Genomic DNA, 15,901 nt, shown 5'->3' with positions numbered 1-15,901 from the left:
TAGGGTGGTTCAATCGATATCGATGTGGACCGGGGTGTGTTGACGTTGTCGGCGCAACGGTCGGTCCGGTCGGCCGAGTCGGTGAAGTGGTTGACCACCGAACGGTTCTCGGGGTCGTTGCGTCGTCAGATCTCTTTGGGTGATGGTGTGGATGCGGGCAAGATCAGTGCCCGCTATGACAACGGGGTTCTGAGCGTGACGATCCCGCTGGCTGAAGCGGCCAAACCCCGCAAGATCTCGGTCGAGCACGATAGCGAGCTCCGCGAGCTGACTGCGGCCTCTGAATAGAATACCCGACAGACTCGATCAGCACTACGCCCGACCTCTCGTGCGGCAGGGGTCGGGCGTTGTGCTTGTCTGCCAGATGTGCGGCATCGAGGTCCGGTATCGATGCGAAATGGGCGAGACCGGTCAGGGCGGGGTCTGTTCGCGTGGGACGCGCAGGAGACCGTAAAGGAAGGTGACGGTGAGCAAGACCGCTGCCGAGCCGATCGCCCACCATGTCCATCCGGTGGTTAGTCCGTGTCGGGGAGCGGCTACGACTGCGATGAATGTCGTTGCGATAGTCGACAGGGTCGCCAGGATTCGTACTGTCAGGACGATCGACACGGCGATCGACCATGCTGTCCACCGGATCGACGTCCTCATGGTCTAACGCTATGTGCGGCGAAACTGTGTGTGCACCAACGGGACATCTATACGTGACCGAAGCCACCGTTCCCTCATCGAAGGGCCTGACGATCGGGGCTGCTGCACGGATAGGTGACATCTGATCTGTGGTGCCGAGAGGTGCTGCTGGAAGGATGTGCATCGTGCCGAAGCCGTATCCCGAGGAGTTCCGCGACGACGTGGTTCGTGTCGCCAGGAACCGCGAACCAGGCGTCCATCTGAAGCAGATCGCTGCCGACTTCGGGATCAGCGAGTCGTGCCTGACGAACTGGTTGAGGACCGCCGACGTCGAGGACGGGGTCAAGCCCGGAACGACGTCCGAGCAGTCCGCGACCGAGCGTGAGCTGCGCAGGCGGGTCCGGTTGCTGGAGCAGGAGAACGAGGTGCTCCGCCGGGCGGCGGCGTATCTGTCGCAGGCGAACCTGCCGGGAAAATGATCTACCCGCTCGTGCGCGAGCTGGCCGTTGACGGGATCCCCGTCGCGGTGACGTGTCGGGTTTTGAGGATCGCTCGCCAACCCTACTACCGGTGGCTCGCCCGCCCGGTCACCGACGCCGAACTGGTGGAGGCGTATCGCGCGAACGCGTTATTCGACGCCCACCGTGACGATCCGGAGTTCGGTTACCGGTTCTTGGTCGACGAGGCGGTCGAAGCCGGCGAGGCGATGGCTGAGCGGACCGGCTGGCGGATCTGCTCGTCCAACCGCTGGTGGTCGGCGTTCGGCAAGAGACGCGGCAAGCACGGTAAGAAGCCCGGCCCACCGGTCCACGACGACCTGTGCGCCTACGTCGACCGGCACGGCGTGACCCGGCACGAGTTCACCGCAGGCGCCCCGAACGAGCTGTGGCTGACCGACATCACCGAGCACTGGACGAGCGAGGGTAAGCTCTACCTCTGCGCGGTCAAGGACGTCTACTCCAACCGGATCGTCGGCTACTCCATCGACTCGCGAATGAAGTCCCGGCTCGCCGTCATTGCGTTGAACAACGCCGTCGCCCGCCGCGGTGACGTCGCTGGCTGCGTCGTCCACAGCGACCGCGGCTCGCAATTTCGCAGCCGCAAATTCGTCCACGCGCTCAACCGCCACGCCATGGTCGGCTCGATGGGCCGTGTCGGCGCGGCCGGGGACAACGCGGCCATGGAGAGCTTCTTCAGCCTGCTGCAAAGGAACGTCCTCGACCGGCGCACCTGGACCACCCGCGAAGAGCTCCGGATCGCGATCGTGACCTGGATCGAACGGACCTACCACCGACGCCGCAGACAGGCCGCCCTCGGCCGTTTGACCCCAATCGAGTTCGAGACCATCATGACCACGCCAGCCACTCAGGCTGCGTAACCGAAACTGTCACCCGATCGTGCAGCAGCCCCTCCGACATTAATGGGGGGTGTCTGTGCGGGAGCGGGTGAGCACGGTCAGGACGGGCTCTGTTCGTGTGGGACGCGCAGGAGACCGTAAAGGAAGGTGACGGTGAGCAAGACCGTTGCCGAGCCGATCGCCCACCATGTCCATCCGGTGGCTAGTCCGTGTCGGGGAGCGGCTACGACTGCGGCGAATGTTGTTGCGATAGTCGACAGGGTCGTCAGGATTCGTATCGTTAGGACGATCGACACGGCGATCGACCATGCTGTCCACCGGATCGACGTCCTCATGGTCTAACGCTATGTGCGGCGAAACTATGTGTGCACCAACGGGATACCGATACGTGACCGGAGCCACTTGTAGGCGGTCGGAGTGGCTGTGTTGCACACTCGGCTGACCAACTTGCCTGGGCATTACAGCTGGACCGCTGGTTGCTCGGGGCCTGGCGATCATGCCGGGCCCCGAGCGCGTGTCACGCGAATTCTGAGTTGTGAATCGGTGTGAGTGGTGTGGTGTCGCGGTCGGCGATGTGGGCCGGACGCGGCGCTGCGGCGCCGTAGGGGGCGGCGGGTGCGTTCTCGACGCTGTTGAACACGAGGAACACGTTGGCCCGTGAATAGGGTGTGATGTTGTTGCTCGACGCGTGCATCGAGTTCGAGTCGAAGAACAGCGCATGGCCGGCGGGTCCGGTGAACTGTTCGATCCCGTACTCGAGGCCGAGTTCGGTGACTGCGTCGTCGGACGGCACCCCGACCTTCTGCTTCTGCAGTGATTCGCGGAAATTGTCGTCCGGCGTCTGACCGACGCACGGTACGAACACGCGGTGTGCGCCCGGCATCAGCATCAGTCCGCCGTTGAACGCGAAATTATCCGTCAATGCGATCGACAGACTGACGGTGCGCGGAGCGGGCAGGCCGTCTTCGGCATGCCAGGTCTCGAAATCCGAGTGCCAGCCGAAACCGGTGCCGACCATGCCTGGCATCGCGTTGATCCGAGACTGGTGGATGTAGACCTCTGAGCCGAGGATCTGGCGGGCTCGGTCGAGGATGCGGGGCGTGCGTGCCAACGCGTCGATCACGGGACTGTGTCGGTGGACGGCGAAGATCGACCGGACGGCGTCGCTGCCGTGTTCGCGGATGATGGCCCCTGATGCCTCCACCTCGGAGTCGTTGGCCAACCTCTCGAATTCAGTCCAGCATGCCTGCACTTGAGCAGGTGTCAGCAGACCCGGCTCGATATGGAATCCCTTCACGACATACGCTGCGACTTCGGTATCGGTAAATGGACCGTTGTCGGCCTGACCCCACACGGTGGGGTCGGTCCTGCGCATCATCGGCGCGGCTTGGGTCAGTCGTGTCGGATAGCAATCATGCACAGTTGTCGCGGTAGTCAAGGAATCCTCCTCCCGAGAAGGCGCCCCGATACTGACGTCGAGACGCCATGTTGATCGTTACACACTCAACTTAGCACTCTCTCCAGGAGACTGCTAATAGCATGTTCGGCGCTCGATAGGGCTGAGTGTCGGGCACCGACTACTCTGGCGACGCGGTCTTCATCATTGAGCGGCCTGGATCTGGCGAAACACCGACCGGTGGTCGGTAAGAGTGAGTGCTCTCGACATCGCGCTCAAAGTCGCGCAAATCGCCTCCCCGTTCCTCGCTGCGGGAGTAGCTGTCCTCGGCTTCCGACTCACGATCGGTCAGAAGGACCGCCACGACCGAAGGTCGGAGTGGTGGCGGCGAGCCGCCTGGGCGCTCGAACACATCGACAACACCGACGACACCGACACGCTTGGATGGTCGATTCTCGACGCGCTTTCGGACTCGGACCTGGCGACAAGCACCGAACAGGCGATCATCGAGGCGATTGCAACCCAGGCCGTCGAAGACGCACTAGCCACAGAAGCCGGTGTCGAGGATAATGAAACGCAACAGGAAGGAGACGGCAGGTGACTACCGCAGCAAGCTCCAAACGCTCGACAACGTCCACTCGGCGTAAGACGAGGGCATACAGTCCCGCCGTGCTCGCAGCTGCCAAACTCGCAGTCAAAGCAGCCGAGAAGCAGAACAAGGATCCGCGACCAGACCTCGTTAGGATCGCGCAGTCGGCCAAGTAGGCCCTTCACGTGTCCTCCCTGCGTCCATCGTTTCAGACCTCCTCCTCGGCGCGGTCCCGGAGATGATCGTCAGCGACCGGCTCCACAGTGCCCAGTTCGCAGATGCGGATACCACCGTTGGGATCGTCGAGCGCGTCACGAGTGAACAGCAGCGAGATGGCGAGGGGGATCTTGTCACCGTCTACCGCGTCCACCTGACTGCCCGCCTCGCAGACGATCTCACGCTCACCCGGCAGCTCCACGGAGGAGCAGGCTCCGCTGACGTACCGGACGGGTCGTGGGTCGGGCGGCCTATCGGTTCCGTCACAACACCCTCGATCCCGATGATGTGAACGATGCGCGCTTCGACGGGTGGGCGGATGAGAAGCCATCGAAATCGCGCCGAGGCAGGAGTTCGCGAGGGGGTTGGGTCATGACTGCGGAGCAGAGCGAGGGCTGGTGGAACGACCACGTCAGCGTGATGGGCCGGCGTGGTGTGCGCAGGCGGCAGGTGGACGCGTGGCAGAGCCGCGCCCACACCCCCGGCACGCGCGCACAGATCCGTCGCTGGGCACGCTGGGAGACAGTCAGCATCTGGCTGCTACTGGGCGGACTGGTTGCTGTCTGCGTGTGTGCGCCGGGACTGGGGATGGGATTCGGTATCTGGGGTGAGTTCGACGACCGGGCCCCTTCCTGGATGTGGGGAACATTCGGCTCTGTCGGCGTCGGCTGCGCGTTGCTCCTCTGCGGAGCAGCACTGGGCTCGCACGCGCAAGACCGCCGGTTGACCGCGTTGTACGCCGACGGGCACGCCTGTATCGGACGTCTCGACGAGGTCATCACCCACCCCGGTGGCGGCGATGACCCGACCACCTACGAGTTCCTGCTCAGCGCAGAACTATCCGGCACCGACGACACCGAGCCGCGCACATTGCGCCGCAGGCTGTACTGGGGCGAGGACGACAGCTGGGGTGCAGGGCCCGAACGCTGGATCGGCAGGCGCATCCGGTTCCGCCACAACACCCTCGACCCTGACGATCTCTTCGACGTGCGCTTCGACGGCTGGGCAGGCGACAAGACGAGGCGGTCATGAGGCTAGCGAACCGCAAGACCTCACTATGGTTGACTCGGGCTCGCACGCCCGAGACGCGGGCGCGAATCCGTCGGTGGGCGATTCTCAGTCGCGTGTTGTTCGTGGTGATGGTCGCCAGTGCTATCGGGTTCATCGCGACGCTGACGGTGTCCATCGTCCTGGCGCTGTTCGCGAGCGATCCACCCTGGTGGGGGCCAGTCACCGCTCTCGGCGTGCTGCTGATCGCACTCATCGCGTGGTTCCTTGCGTTGTCGATGTGTGAGGCGGCCGGATACCTCGACGGCGAGGAGGCGGAGGGAACCCTCGTTGAGGTCACCGCCGATGACCGCATGGGTCCGGAGTCGAATCCCGCCTACGACATGCTGCTCGTCGCGGAGCTCTCTGGCGGCGGGCAGATCCGGCGTGCCGCGCGCGAGTATCCGCGTGAGGCGCCCCTCCCTGGACAGCGCGTCCGGTTCCGCCACAACACCCGTGATCCTGAGGATCTCGACGACATCCTGTTCCTGGGGTTCATCGATGGCACGGTTCAGCGGCCAGGTGACGAGGAGGTCTGATGAATTACGGCGATCTGCTCTTTCATGACGAGAACCCCGTTGGCAGGGTGCGGAAGCGGATGGTGCGCTGGGTGCTGCTGGTCGTCCTCGCTCTGGTCATGGCGACCGGGGTGGTGCTGTGGGTCGTCCGGGTTGCGGAACCTGGCGGCGGCGCCCCGCCCTGGTGGGTCTTGGTCCCCGGTATCGCCGCCTGGTTGCTGCTGCTGTGGGGCATCTTCGAGTTTCTCGGGCTGCTGTCCGCCTGGCGGCGTGTGGGCTGGTCGGTGGATGTCTATGAGCGTGGTGTCGTCGAATCGCGTTTCGGCACAGTGCGGCAGGCGATGCCGTTCTCCGGCGGCGTCATCGGTCAAGGCCGGGAACTGTTCACCTCGCCACGGCCTGACGTCGGCCCGGGCCGGCTCACTGCCCCGTGGAAAGGCGAGTTGAAACAAGCGCCATTCGAGATTCGGGCTGCCGCGCAGGCAGTTCTGGTGCGAGAAGCCTTGACGCAACTGCGGTCCGGACAGAATGTCGCCTTCCCAGGCAGGCGTGCGGGGAAACCAGGGATCACGCTGACACCAGACCGGCTGCGGCTCCCCGATGGGCAGGAGTTGGCATTGCCGAGGATGCGGGTCCAGTACTCCATCTCATCCGGCGACGGCAGCGCGGACCGGATCACCGACGATCCCGCGCGGGCCGACGGGTTCCACATCCTCACCGACGACGACCAGGGTTTCCACACAGAAGGCGGCCAGGTGGTTGCCGGACTGGAACGACGTAGCCCCAACCTTGCCGTGGTGCGTGAGGTTCTGAGCATCCTCATCGACCCTGATGGGCATCGGAGGATGTACCGGGCTCAGCGCGCCCGCCAGGAACAGGAGCTGGCATGACCGAGACGCAGACAGCGAAGCCGTCCCTGCTCCGACGCATCTGGAAGGTGCTCGACGAGTTCACGCCGCCATCGACGCCGCGCCCGACCCCGAGCAAGAAGGAGTTCGCCGAGGGCCGCGCGGCCCTCGGCATCGTCTGCTCTGCGGTGCAGAACGACGCTCCCGAGGGCGGGCAGATGGACGATGATCTCGTCATCCACATCGACACTAGCGACCACGGCCAGTCCCTGACGTTGCCGCGGACGGTCATGTGCCCGTTGCCTGGTCCCGGGGCGGGCCAGCAGCTCATCGGACAGCAGGTCATCGTCCGCCACACCACTCTCGATACCGACTACGACAATGACATCCTCGTGGCGCGATGGCCGGCGCACGTCACAGAGGCCCTCACGCCCATCCGCTACGAAGGCCCGGGAACGTTCCGTGCGCGCATCTGGAACGTTCTTGCGGGCTGTTTCTTCGTCATCGGGTGCGCCGGGGTGATGTTCACCCCGGTCCTGCTGTGCACCCTGACTGTCGGTTTGTTCATGGGGACGAACCTGCTCGCCGATATCCTTCCCGGCCTTCACCCGGCCGTCGCTGCCGCCGTGAGCGTCGGAGTGATACCGGCAGGCGTGTTCCTCGGCTGTGTCTGCCTCACCCGACGCGACAGGTTACGTGAGGGCATGACAGTGAGAAGAGAACGATGACCAGCGGCGCTCCCGAGACCATCACCACGTCGTGGCCCGCCGACCCGGCTGCGGTGTGGGAGCAGGCAGTGCGTTCACCCGACCGAGTCACGCGGTTGAGTGATCCTCCCGGTCGCGACCATCACCGAAATGGTGTGGGAACGCAGGTATCTCGATGACGATCCGGTGTTCACGGTGGCCGCTCGCCTCGGCGACTCGCCGGAGGCACACGTCGTCTCTGAGAAACTGTGCATCCTGCGCGAGCAGGCTCCTGTCGTCGGCGGAACGGTCGTGGTCATCCACGACCAGCACACCGATCTTCCGACAGGCGTCACCGTGCTGATCGAGGCCGATCCTGCAGGACTGTGCGACCCCGAAGCGTTGGAGAAGTACCCGCCAGCACCCCGAAGAATCACCGAGCTGACTGTCAAGGACACCGCATGAATCATCTGCCGAACCGGCCCGGACATCAATCACGCCCGACCATCGGCCAACGGTCCACGCCGGGTCACTCCCAGACAGAACACGCGTCCATCTCTGGCGCGGTGCTGCTCATCCTGCTCGCGCTGCTGTTCCTGGGCTTGTTTGCACTGGCTATCGCCACCGATTCGGTCCCCTCGGACCATCGAACCGTCGCGTTCGCTCCAGCGTTCTACGCCGTGACCGTGATGGTCGGCCTCGTCATCTCGTTTCTCGGTTTCGTCATCGTCGAATCATTCCTTCGCCGTCGGGGCGACCCCGCGTCAGCCTGGCCGCGTACTGCGGTGGCGGTCCTCACCGTCGTCCTCGTGCTCTTCGTCATAGCCTGCGTGATTCGCTTACCGGCCGTAGCGCTCGGTATTGCGGTGAGCGGCGTCGGAGTGGGCATCGCCCTGCTCTGGGCGGTGCGCGGTTCCCGCAACATCCATCGAGGCTTCTGGGTGCTGTTGTGGATCTGTCTCGCGCTGGTGGCCATCGCCGCGATCTGGATCGCGGTCACCATCGGTGACGCGATCGGCTGACACGAATGGAATGTGGCCTCAGTGCTGGCTCTCGGCCTTGCTGAGCACTGCCACGCTTGTGGTGTCCTTACTCTCGTCGAAGCGATTTCTGCCCACGTGTCGGGGAGTCCACCCTGATCGCTTACGGTCATCGCCCGGCTCGTCGGGGGCCCGGTGTCGAGGACCGCGGCGCGGCGCAATGCCAGGTGCACGGTCATTTCTTCCGCTGTGCAGCGGGGGACTGGTGCACCCCATCGTCGGGTGTCGTGCGCGATCCGGTCGGCGGCCGCGGCTAGTTGATATCGCCAGAACTTGCTCTGTGACCACGTGATCTCCGGCAGGAGGTGCACAACCTGCAGTGCCGTGTCGTCACTGCGCACGGCCGCGGTGTCGAGGTAGTCGGCGTCGCGGGCGCACATCATTGGCTACCGATTGCGCGGCGGTCGCCAGTAACACCGATCGTCGGTGCCCGACCGTGTCGATTAGGTCGACGAACTCTGGGTCAAGTGATTCGGCCATAGCCAGAGTCTGGTTTATTCGCTCGTGGCTGGTCGTAGGCGAGCTGCCATCGTGAGCACGTCCGCGATGCTGGGCCGGTGCCCGTCGTTCGTGCGCGCGGCGAGTTGGTAGATGCTCGACAAGCCGACCCGCTCAGCGGCCGTCAGGACCCGTCCGTCGAGGTCGGAGATCATCGCGTCGAGATCGTCAACGAAGTCAGTGACCGCCGGTGACTCGATCCGCTCTTTCCATCGACTGTTCGCGCCCGGCGCACTCATCCCGGCGACTCGACCGATCTGTTCCCATGTCCGCCCGGCGCGCCGCCCGCGTGTGATCGCCACGTCGATCGCTACTGCGGCCGCGCGGTGAGCGGCCAACGCAAGAGCGATCTCCTCGTCGACGTCGACCAACCGAATATGTTGACTCCGCCAGATCGCTTTCGCCGCGTCGGCGACGTCCTCTCGGAACTCCAGATCCGATGTTGCATCATCGCCGGCGAAGATGCGCCCGGCAGCGACATCTTCCAAGCTCGGCGACGGCACCCGCACCCACAGGTCTGTTGACACCCACTGTGACCGTGTCGGACTGATCGTCTGTGTCTCGTGCTCACAGTCGCACACGACCCGCCAGCCGACGACCTCACCGGCAGGCCGCCACGAGTCGCCGCCGAGTCCGACCATCGTCACGCCCTCGCGCATCGTCGATGCGCTGGTACCGACACCGTCGACGAACTCGGGCCGAATCCACATCTCGTGGCTGGTGTCGTCTGTGCTGTGCATCCATCCCATGACTGCTAGGGTAGCAGTATGATGTTAAGTAATACAGACGTCGAAACTTCCTGGATTAACCATTACTTAACATAACGATTATTATCGGCACTTTAAATCGGCTATGCCGCAGGCGTATTCGCGTTTAGCTGACATAGTTGTTACTTGCCAGCGTCGCTGAACAGCGGCCGGATCCCGTCGGCAACGGAGATCTCGTTGTTGCTCGCCCCCGCTGCGATCATCGGCCATACCATGAGGTCGTCGCCGACGACGAAGTCGATGATCACGGGACGGTCGGTGACCGCCCGCGCCAGTTCGATCGTCTCTTTGAGTTGGTCGCGTCGTTCGCAGCGAAGGCCGATGCAGCCCAGAGCCTCGGCGAAGGCGACGAAGTCTGGCACTCGCCGGGTCGGGGTGGCTAGGTCGACGCTATGGTGACGCCCTCCGTAGTGGACTTTCTGCAACTGACGGACCATCCCTAGATTCCCATTGTTGATCAGTGCGACCTTGATGGGCAGACCTTCCTCGGCGGCACAGGCGAGTTCGCGGCCCGTCATCTGAAAGCAGCCGTCGCCGTCGACCGCCCAGACCTCGCGGTCAGGGTTTCCGACCTGGGCCCCGATAGCTGCCGGTACGGAGTACCCCATGGTTCCGAGACCTCCAGAGTTCAACCAGGTTCTCGGTGTATCGAACTGGATGAAGTTCGCCGCCCACATCTGGTGCTGTCCGACGCCGGACGCGAAAATCGTTCCATTGCTCGACAGTCTGCCCACGGTTTCAACGACACGCTCGGGTGAGAGCGAGCCGTCGGCCGGATCGTTGTAGCTCAGCGGATAGTTGGTGCGCATCCGATCCAGGTAACCGACCCAGACGCCGATGTCGCATTTCCGCCCGCGGGCGAGTTCGGATTGCAGGACTTTGCTCAGGTCTCGGATCGCGGTCCGCGCGTGTCCGACGATCCCAATGTTCACACGTCGGTTCTTACCGATCTCGGCGGGATCGATGTCGATGTGGATCACTCGTGCGTCCGGAGCGAACGACTGTGTCGCGCCGGTCACACGATCGTCGAATCGCGCGCCGAGTGCGATGATGAGATCGCTCTTCTGCAGCGCCGCCACTGCGGCAACGGAACCGTGCATTCCGGGCATCCCGTAGTGTAGCGGATGTCCATCTGGGAAGGCTCCTCGGGCCATCAGGGTGGTCACCACCGGGATGCCGGTGAGGTCGGCGAGTTCACGCAGCGCACCGGCGGCTGACGCTCGGACCACACCGCCCCCGACGTACAGTACGGGCGCGCTTGCTGCGAGGATCTCCTGAGCGGCGGGCCGGATAGAATCTTCGGAAGCCGTCGTGGGGTAGTCGTATCCGGGTAGATCAACCTCGGCTGGCCAGTCAAACGTGGTTGTGTCCGACAGCACGTCCGACGGCACAGCGACCACTACTGGGCCGGGCCGCCCCGTTGCTGCGATGTGGAATGCTTCGGCCAGAATCCTCGGTAGGTTGCCTGCGTCGGTCACCAGGAAACTATGTTTGGTGATCGAACGCGTGATGCCGATGACATCGACGTCGCGGGACGAGTCTCTGCCGATGTCGTCGTGGCCGACCTGAACAGCGATCGCGACGACCGGGACCGAATCCATGTTGGCATCGGCCAGCGCGGTGATCGAGTTGGTCGTGCTGGCTCCCGCGCCCGCCACGAACACACCGGTTCGTCCAGTTGCAGTGGCGTAACCCGCCGCGGCGTGGCCGGATCCCTGCTCGTGCCGGGCACGGACAGCGCGCACGGCGGGCGAGCAGACGAGCTGTGTCCACACAGAGAGTAGGTCTCGTGTGGGTACCCCGAACACGGCCTCTACTCGCAATGCCTCCAGACTGCGGACCAGTGCGAGGGCGCCGGACATTGGGGCGGTGCTGGCACCGTCGTCGCGTGCGATGTTGGCAGGCGTGGTGCGCACGCCGCGGGGAGCTGGCGCCTTTGTGTGCAGGATTGCCATGACAGATTGTCCTCATAGTGAGACGGCCGGTGAATGCGGCGGAACACATCAGCCCACGAGTGAGGCGAGCCGTTCCGCATCTTTGAGTCGGGCAATTTTGTCGGAGCACTGTTTACATAGGCGCATCCGCAGCCCGGGTTCGATATGGTTCGCAGCGCCCATGGAAATCAGCATGACGATCCGGTGGTAGAACACTGCCGGCGTCACGCCGAAGTCGGGGAAGATATACTCGTCGCCCGTCTCGAACGGGAGCCACTTGATCGCCCACCAGATCATCTCTCGGTCGGTAGCAATGGGGAGTCCACGTGTGCCACTTGGTTTAGTAGAGGTCACTCGCATGGAAGCCGCCTTCGAGTCGTTGCTTGATCGTGGTGAGGAACCGGGCGGCGTCTGCTCCGTCGACGACGCGGTGGTCGTAGGAGATCGACAGGTAGGCCATCGAACGCACCTCCAGGCTCAGGGCACCATCTCGGCGGGTCGGTACGATCCGTTCGACCACGGCGCCGGTGCCGAGGATTCCCGTTTGTGGCTGATTGATGATCGGGGTGTCGAACAACGCGCCGCGACTTCCGGTGTTCGTGAGAGTGAAGGTGCCGCCGCCGAGTTCGTCTGGTCCGATCTTTCCCGTTCGTACGCGCTCGGCTTTGTCCGCGATCGCGCGGGCCAGGCCTTCGATGTCGAGATCCTGGGCATCACGGACAACCGGGACCATGAGCCCGTTGTCGCTGTCCACTGCGATTCCGAGGTGGACCCGACCGTAGTAGGTGATCTCGGTGACGTCGGCGTTCACCGAGGCGTTGAGGACCCGGTGATCGGACAGAGCGGAGACAGCTGCCTTCGCGAAGAAGGGCAGGAACGAAAGCTTTACGCCCGTGTGGGCATAGAATTCATCCTTGTGCGCGCGGCGGAGGTCGGCGACCGAGGTGACATCGGCCTCAAGTACCGTGGTGAGCTGTGCCGCGGTCTGCAGTGATTCGACCATGCGCGCGGCGATGGTGCGTCGGATACGCGGGAGCTTTTCGCTAACCGTCGTCGGATTATCCTGCGAGGCGGCGGAGGACGTCGAAACAGTCGCTTCCGCACCGGATCTCGAGGTTTGGGGCTCTGCTGTAGCCTGCTGCGTTTCTGTCGTCGCGCCCTTGGCCGATGATTCACCCGAGGAGCGCGAACCGGTCGTTGCCTTCGAATGAGTTACCTCACGCTCCGGACTAGCCGGTTCGGACTCCGACTGCTCAGGAGCTGGCGACTCCGGCCGAGTGCGTCCCGGTGCCTGGCCCTCGGCATCCAACGACGGACTTAGATCCGTGTCACCGTCGGTTGTTTCCGGAGTTCGCGGCGACGATGGCCCTTCTGTGTCGATGACGGCCAGATCTGCCCCGATCGCGACCACGTCGTCTTCGGATACCAGGACCTTCAACAGGATTCCACCGACCGGTGACGGAATTTCTGTGTCCACTTTGTCTGTCGAGACCTCGAGGAGTGCCTCCTCGGCCTCCACTCGGTCGCCGGGCTCTTTGAGCCATCGGGTGATCGTGCCTTCTTCGACACTCTCACCGAGGGTGGGCATGCGAACGGTCATCGCGGACTGGGTGCTGGTCATCGTGTGTCCTTGCGCGGTGGGTGGCTGAGTGTGAATCGGTTGTGGCAGGGTCGCTTCGAGTCGGACGGAACAACGTCAGGGCAGGACGTCGAGCGAGGCCCGCACGATGCTGTCGGTGTCGATGCCGTGATGGCGGTAGACGTCCTCAAGGGACCCGACCTGTCCGAACTGGCTGACGCCGAGCGACACCGAGGGAACGCGGTTCACTCCGGCGAGGAACGCCAGTGTGTGCGGGTGGCCGTCGAGGACGGTGACCATCGGCGTCGCCCGGTCTGCAGGTAGCAGCTGATCGAGGATCCAGGTGTCCGCCTCGCCCTGGCCGCGTCGCGCCTGCATGGCGTCGAACAGGAGTCCCGGGCTGGTGACGCACAGAATGTCGGCGTTGACCCCGGCCTGCTCTAGGCGTTCGCCTGCCGCGATAGCCTCTGGCAACATCGCGCCCATGGCGACGATGGTCAGCCTCGCGTCCGCCCGGCGGATCAACGGGTACCCGCCTGCGACGACCTGGCGACGACGACGTTCGCGTGCGGCCTGATCAGTCGGGACGTTCGCCAAGGATTGGTCGACCGGACGCGTCGATAGTCGGAGGTAGGCTGAGGTCCCATCCGGGCGTCCCAGGCGTCCGATGCTGGTCAGTAGGGTCCACTCGACGTCGATGCCGAAGGCCGGTTCGTAGGAGATGCAACTGGGCTGTTCCAACCCGATCGACGGGGTTGTGATCGATTGGTGTGCGCCGCCTTCGGCGGCAAGGGTCACCCCTGACGGGGTGCCGATCAGGATTGACTGCCCCCCTGCGTAGATGCCGTACGACCATGGCTCGAGAGCCCGCTCGACGAAGGGGTCGTACATCACCCCGATCGGGAAGAGCGGCTCTCCCCAGCGGCTCCAGGTCGCACCTAGCTCCCCTATCAATCCCACCAGGTTTGTCTCTGCGATGCCGAGCTCCATGTGTTGCCCGGTTGGCTTCTCGCGCCAGTGCATCAGGGTCTCGGCGTCGTCGTCAAACCAGTTTTTGCGTTCGGCGGCCGACCACACGCCGACCTTGTTCACCCAACCGGCGAGGTTCGTCGTGCTACTGACGTCGGGACTGACCGTGACCACTCGCTCGGCGACCTCGGGCGCACTCCGGGTCAGGTCGAGGAGCACCCGACCCAGCGCGGCCTGCGTGCTGGCCGTGCCCTTTGGCGTCCGTCCGCTATCGACGGGGACCTCGGGTGTGTTCAGCGCCGGGATCGGACCGCGCTGCAATCGCTCGGCGGTTGCGGCGCAGAGTCGGCCGAGTTCTGAGTCCTCGTTGAAACGCTCCCACGGATTGTTCGGGTCGCGTCCGAGGCGTTCGGCGAACTGTTCGAACTCCTTGACACTCAGTAGCGACGAGTGGTTCTGCGGGTGGCCTTCGGTGGGAAGCCCATAACCTTTGATCGTGTACGCTATGACCGCGGTCGGGCGAGTATCGTCGATCTGTCGGTACGCCCTGATCAAGGCCTCCATGTCGTGGCCGCCGAGGTTGCGGATCGCTGCGGACAGTGTCGAGTCGTCGAGGTCGGCGATCAAGCTCATTATTTCGCTGCGGCCCGGGCCGTCGCCAGGCAAGCGGTCCCGAACCTGTTCGGGCGTGCAGCGTAGCAGTCGCTGGTACTCGGCGTTGGGCATCTCCAGAATGCGGGTACGCAAGGAATGTCCGCCGGGTTGGGCGAAAAGTGACTCCAACAGTGCGCCGAACTTGACGGTGATGACCTGCCACCCGGCCGCACCGAACATCTTCTCCAGGCGTCCAGCGGCGAGGTTGGGCACGACACGGTCCAGTGACTGGCGGTTGAGGTCGACTATCCAGACTACCTCGCCGAGTTCGGCGACGCCTGGATCCAGGATCGCCTCCCAGACTGCGCCTTCGTCGAGTTCGGCGTCACCGACCAGCGAGTACTGTCGACCGCTGCCGGAGGTTCCTACAGCAGTTTGCACGTAACGGCGCGCAATGGCCCCCCAGATCGGTGCAGTGGCACCGATTCCGACCGATCCTGTCGAGTAGTCGACGGTATCGGGATCCTTGGAGCGGCTCGGGTAGGATTGCAGTCCCTTGTACTCGCGGAGCGTGGTCAGGTACCTCTCTTCGAGGTTGCCCAGGAGGTAGTTGATGCTGTGCAGCACGGGCGAGGCGTGTGGCTTTACCGACACCCGGTCGCCGGACTGCAACTGTTCGAACCACAGTGCGGTCATGATTGCCACCATCGAAGCGCAAGAGGCTTGATGGCCGCCGACCTTGAGGCCACTCGTGTTCGGACGCACCCGGTTTGCGTGATGAATCATCGACGTGGACAACCACAACACCTGCTGCTGAATCTGCTCGAGATTTCGGAGGACCTCGGACTCAGAGTTGAACGAGTGCGTGGCAGCGGAACCAGCAGGCGCAGTGTGGGGCATCAGAGTTCTCCTGGAAATGAAGAGGGAATCGCCATCGAAGTGGAGGCGCTGAAGAAGCCTGCAGGCCGCGTAGACGATCAGGATCGCTGGGCAGACAGGTCGCAAGGACATCGGAACGGGTAACCGGATTGTGTCCGGCATGTTCCTCGAGAAGGTGTGTACTCGAAAGTCCAGCAGCATGAAACTGATCGCGCAACACTGGACGTCTGGGTTGATCATTCTGCACAATCGCCGACCAGGCCACACCTAGAAAGGTTGACACTTTGCGAAGTACACACCGAGCCGACAGGCCAGGGGTCTGCACGCTACCGTGGCCGACTTCTATCGCTACGTAGA

At 63.9% G+C, this 15,901-nt stretch carries 15 protein-coding genes and 1 pseudogene; 9 read left to right on the top strand and 7 right to left on the bottom strand.

Annotated elements, in window-relative coordinates; all coding sequences use genetic code 11:
• Positions 1–6: 6 nt before the first annotated feature.
• Together BKA16_RS02770 and BKA16_RS02765 are read left to right on the top strand one after the other, a co-directional pair.
• Positions 7–288 (top strand): annotated as a pseudogene (locus BKA16_RS02770) (Hsp20/alpha crystallin family protein); the annotation flags it as partial.
• A 524-nt stretch (positions 289–812) separates the two neighbouring features.
• Positions 813–2,005 (top strand): IS3 family transposase gene (locus BKA16_RS02765; protein ID WP_183369180.1). Its coding sequence is split into 2 segments (ribosomal slippage): positions 813–1,097 and positions 1,100–2,005, totalling 1,191 coding nucleotides; the frame shifts between segments, so codons are not numbered across the junction.
• A 496-nt stretch (positions 2,006–2,501) separates the two neighbouring features.
• On the opposite strand, the gene thpD is transcribed toward BKA16_RS02765, so the two are convergent.
• Positions 2,502–3,362 (bottom strand): ectoine hydroxylase, encoded by an 861-nt coding sequence (gene thpD, locus BKA16_RS02760; protein ID WP_183372852.1) that lies wholly within the window; start codon positions 3,360–3,362, stop codon positions 2,502–2,504.
• Positions 3,363–3,633: 271 nt separating this feature from the next.
• Between thpD and BKA16_RS23735 the strand changes: the two genes are divergently transcribed.
• Complete coding sequence (locus BKA16_RS23735) at positions 3,634–3,981, top strand: hypothetical protein (RefSeq protein ID WP_246371594.1); 348 nt, start codon at positions 3,634–3,636, stop codon at positions 3,979–3,981.
• A 196-nt stretch (positions 3,982–4,177) separates the two neighbouring features.
• Here the strand turns inward: BKA16_RS23735 and BKA16_RS02750 are convergent, their stop codons facing one another.
• Positions 4,178–4,387 carry a hypothetical protein gene (locus BKA16_RS02750; protein WP_183369232.1) on the bottom strand — a complete coding sequence of 70 codons (210 nt, stop codon included), beginning with the start codon at positions 4,385–4,387 and terminating at the stop codon, positions 4,178–4,180.
• A gap of 218 nt (positions 4,388–4,605) precedes the next feature.
• Here BKA16_RS02750 and BKA16_RS02745 point away from each other — a divergent pair, with 218 nt between their 5' ends.
• The 6 genes from BKA16_RS02745 (at position 4,606) to BKA16_RS02720 (ending at position 8,306) form a co-directional block, all read left to right on the top strand.
• Complete coding sequence (locus tag BKA16_RS02745; protein WP_343067593.1) at positions 4,606–5,217, top strand: hypothetical protein; 612 nt, start codon at positions 4,606–4,608, stop codon at positions 5,215–5,217.
• 92 nt (positions 5,218–5,309) lie between these two features.
• On the top strand, positions 5,310–5,771 hold the full coding sequence (locus BKA16_RS02740; RefSeq protein ID WP_183369230.1) for a hypothetical protein: 462 nt from the start codon (positions 5,310–5,312) through the stop codon (positions 5,769–5,771).
• A complete protein-coding gene (locus tag BKA16_RS02735; RefSeq protein WP_183369228.1) occupies positions 5,771–6,640 on the top strand; it encodes a hypothetical protein in 870 nt (289 codons plus the stop codon). The genes BKA16_RS02740 and BKA16_RS02735 overlap by 1 nt, the downstream gene beginning before the upstream one ends.
• On the top strand, positions 6,637–7,326 hold the full coding sequence (locus BKA16_RS02730) for a hypothetical protein (RefSeq protein WP_183369226.1): 690 nt from the start codon (positions 6,637–6,639) through the stop codon (positions 7,324–7,326). The genes BKA16_RS02735 and BKA16_RS02730 overlap by 4 nt, the downstream gene beginning before the upstream one ends.
• Before the next feature lie 129 nt (positions 7,327–7,455).
• Positions 7,456–7,749, top strand: coding sequence for a hypothetical protein (locus tag BKA16_RS02725; protein WP_183369224.1), 294 nt, complete (start codon positions 7,456–7,458; stop codon positions 7,747–7,749).
• On the top strand, positions 7,746–8,306 hold the full coding sequence (locus BKA16_RS02720) for a hypothetical protein (RefSeq protein ID WP_246371590.1): 561 nt from the start codon (positions 7,746–7,748) through the stop codon (positions 8,304–8,306). Before BKA16_RS02725 ends, BKA16_RS02720 begins: the two co-directional genes overlap by 4 nt.
• 512 nt (positions 8,307–8,818) lie before the next feature.
• Here the strand turns inward: BKA16_RS02720 and BKA16_RS02715 are convergent.
• From BKA16_RS02715 to BKA16_RS02695, 5 genes are all read right to left on the bottom strand, one after another.
• On the bottom strand, positions 8,819–9,571 hold the full coding sequence (locus BKA16_RS02715; RefSeq protein WP_183369222.1) for a hypothetical protein: 753 nt from the start codon (positions 9,569–9,571) through the stop codon (positions 8,819–8,821).
• 140 nt (positions 9,572–9,711) lie between these two features.
• The gene (gene ilvB / locus BKA16_RS02710; protein WP_183369220.1) at positions 9,712–11,544 is read right to left on the bottom strand and encodes a biosynthetic-type acetolactate synthase large subunit; all 1,833 of its coding nucleotides are present in this window, start codon (positions 11,542–11,544) and stop codon (positions 9,712–9,714) included.
• 48 nt (positions 11,545–11,592) lie between these two features.
• Positions 11,593–11,820, bottom strand: coding sequence for a hypothetical protein (locus BKA16_RS02705; protein WP_246371588.1), 228 nt, complete (start codon positions 11,818–11,820; stop codon positions 11,593–11,595).
• Positions 11,821–11,863: 43 nt separating this feature from the next.
• The gene (locus BKA16_RS02700; RefSeq protein ID WP_183369216.1) at positions 11,864–13,144 is read right to left on the bottom strand and encodes a 2-oxo acid dehydrogenase subunit E2; all 1,281 of its coding nucleotides are present in this window, start codon (positions 13,142–13,144) and stop codon (positions 11,864–11,866) included.
• 75 nt (positions 13,145–13,219) lie between these two features.
• Complete coding sequence (locus tag BKA16_RS02695; RefSeq protein WP_387996403.1) at positions 13,220–15,565, bottom strand: transketolase-like TK C-terminal-containing protein; 2,346 nt, start codon at positions 15,563–15,565, stop codon at positions 13,220–13,222.
• Between the last annotated feature and the right edge of the window lie 336 nt (positions 15,566–15,901).

This window comes from Gordonia humi, assembly GCF_014197435.1.
Taxonomy (GTDB): domain Bacteria; phylum Actinomycetota; class Actinomycetes; order Mycobacteriales; family Mycobacteriaceae; genus Gordonia; species Gordonia humi.
Note: the sequence above shows the minus strand (reverse complement) of the source record. Positions and strands in the feature narration are given on the sequence as shown.

Bases quoted from the DNA above. Each gene is read 5' to 3' on its own strand.
- BKA16_RS02700 (WP_183369216.1), bottom strand. From the start codon at position 13,144: ATGACCAGCACCCAGTCCGCGATGACCGTTCGCATGCCCACCCTCGGT.
- BKA16_RS02725 (WP_183369224.1), top strand. From the start codon at position 7,456: ATGGTGTGGGAACGCAGGTATCTCGATGACGATCCGGTGTTCACGGTG.
- thpD (WP_183372852.1), bottom strand. From the start codon at position 3,362: ATGATGCGCAGGACCGACCCCACCGTGTGGGGTCAGGCCGACAACGGT.
- BKA16_RS02730 (WP_183369226.1), top strand. From the start codon at position 6,637: ATGACCGAGACGCAGACAGCGAAGCCGTCCCTGCTCCGACGCATCTGG.
- BKA16_RS02715 (WP_183369222.1), bottom strand. From the start codon at position 9,571: ATGGGATGGATGCACAGCACAGACGACACCAGCCACGAGATGTGGATT.
- BKA16_RS02745 (WP_343067593.1), top strand. From the start codon at position 4,606: ATGGGCCGGCGTGGTGTGCGCAGGCGGCAGGTGGACGCGTGGCAGAGC.
- BKA16_RS02705 (WP_246371588.1), bottom strand. From the start codon at position 11,820: ATGATCTGGTGGGCGATCAAGTGGCTCCCGTTCGAGACGGGCGACGAG.
- ilvB (WP_183369220.1), bottom strand. From the start codon at position 11,544: ATGGCAATCCTGCACACAAAGGCGCCAGCTCCCCGCGGCGTGCGCACC.
- BKA16_RS02735 (WP_183369228.1), top strand. From the start codon at position 5,771: ATGAATTACGGCGATCTGCTCTTTCATGACGAGAACCCCGTTGGCAGG.
- BKA16_RS02695 (WP_387996403.1), bottom strand. From the start codon at position 15,565: ATGCCCCACACTGCGCCTGCTGGTTCCGCTGCCACGCACTCGTTCAAC.
- BKA16_RS02720 (WP_246371590.1), top strand. From the start codon at position 7,746: ATGAATCATCTGCCGAACCGGCCCGGACATCAATCACGCCCGACCATC.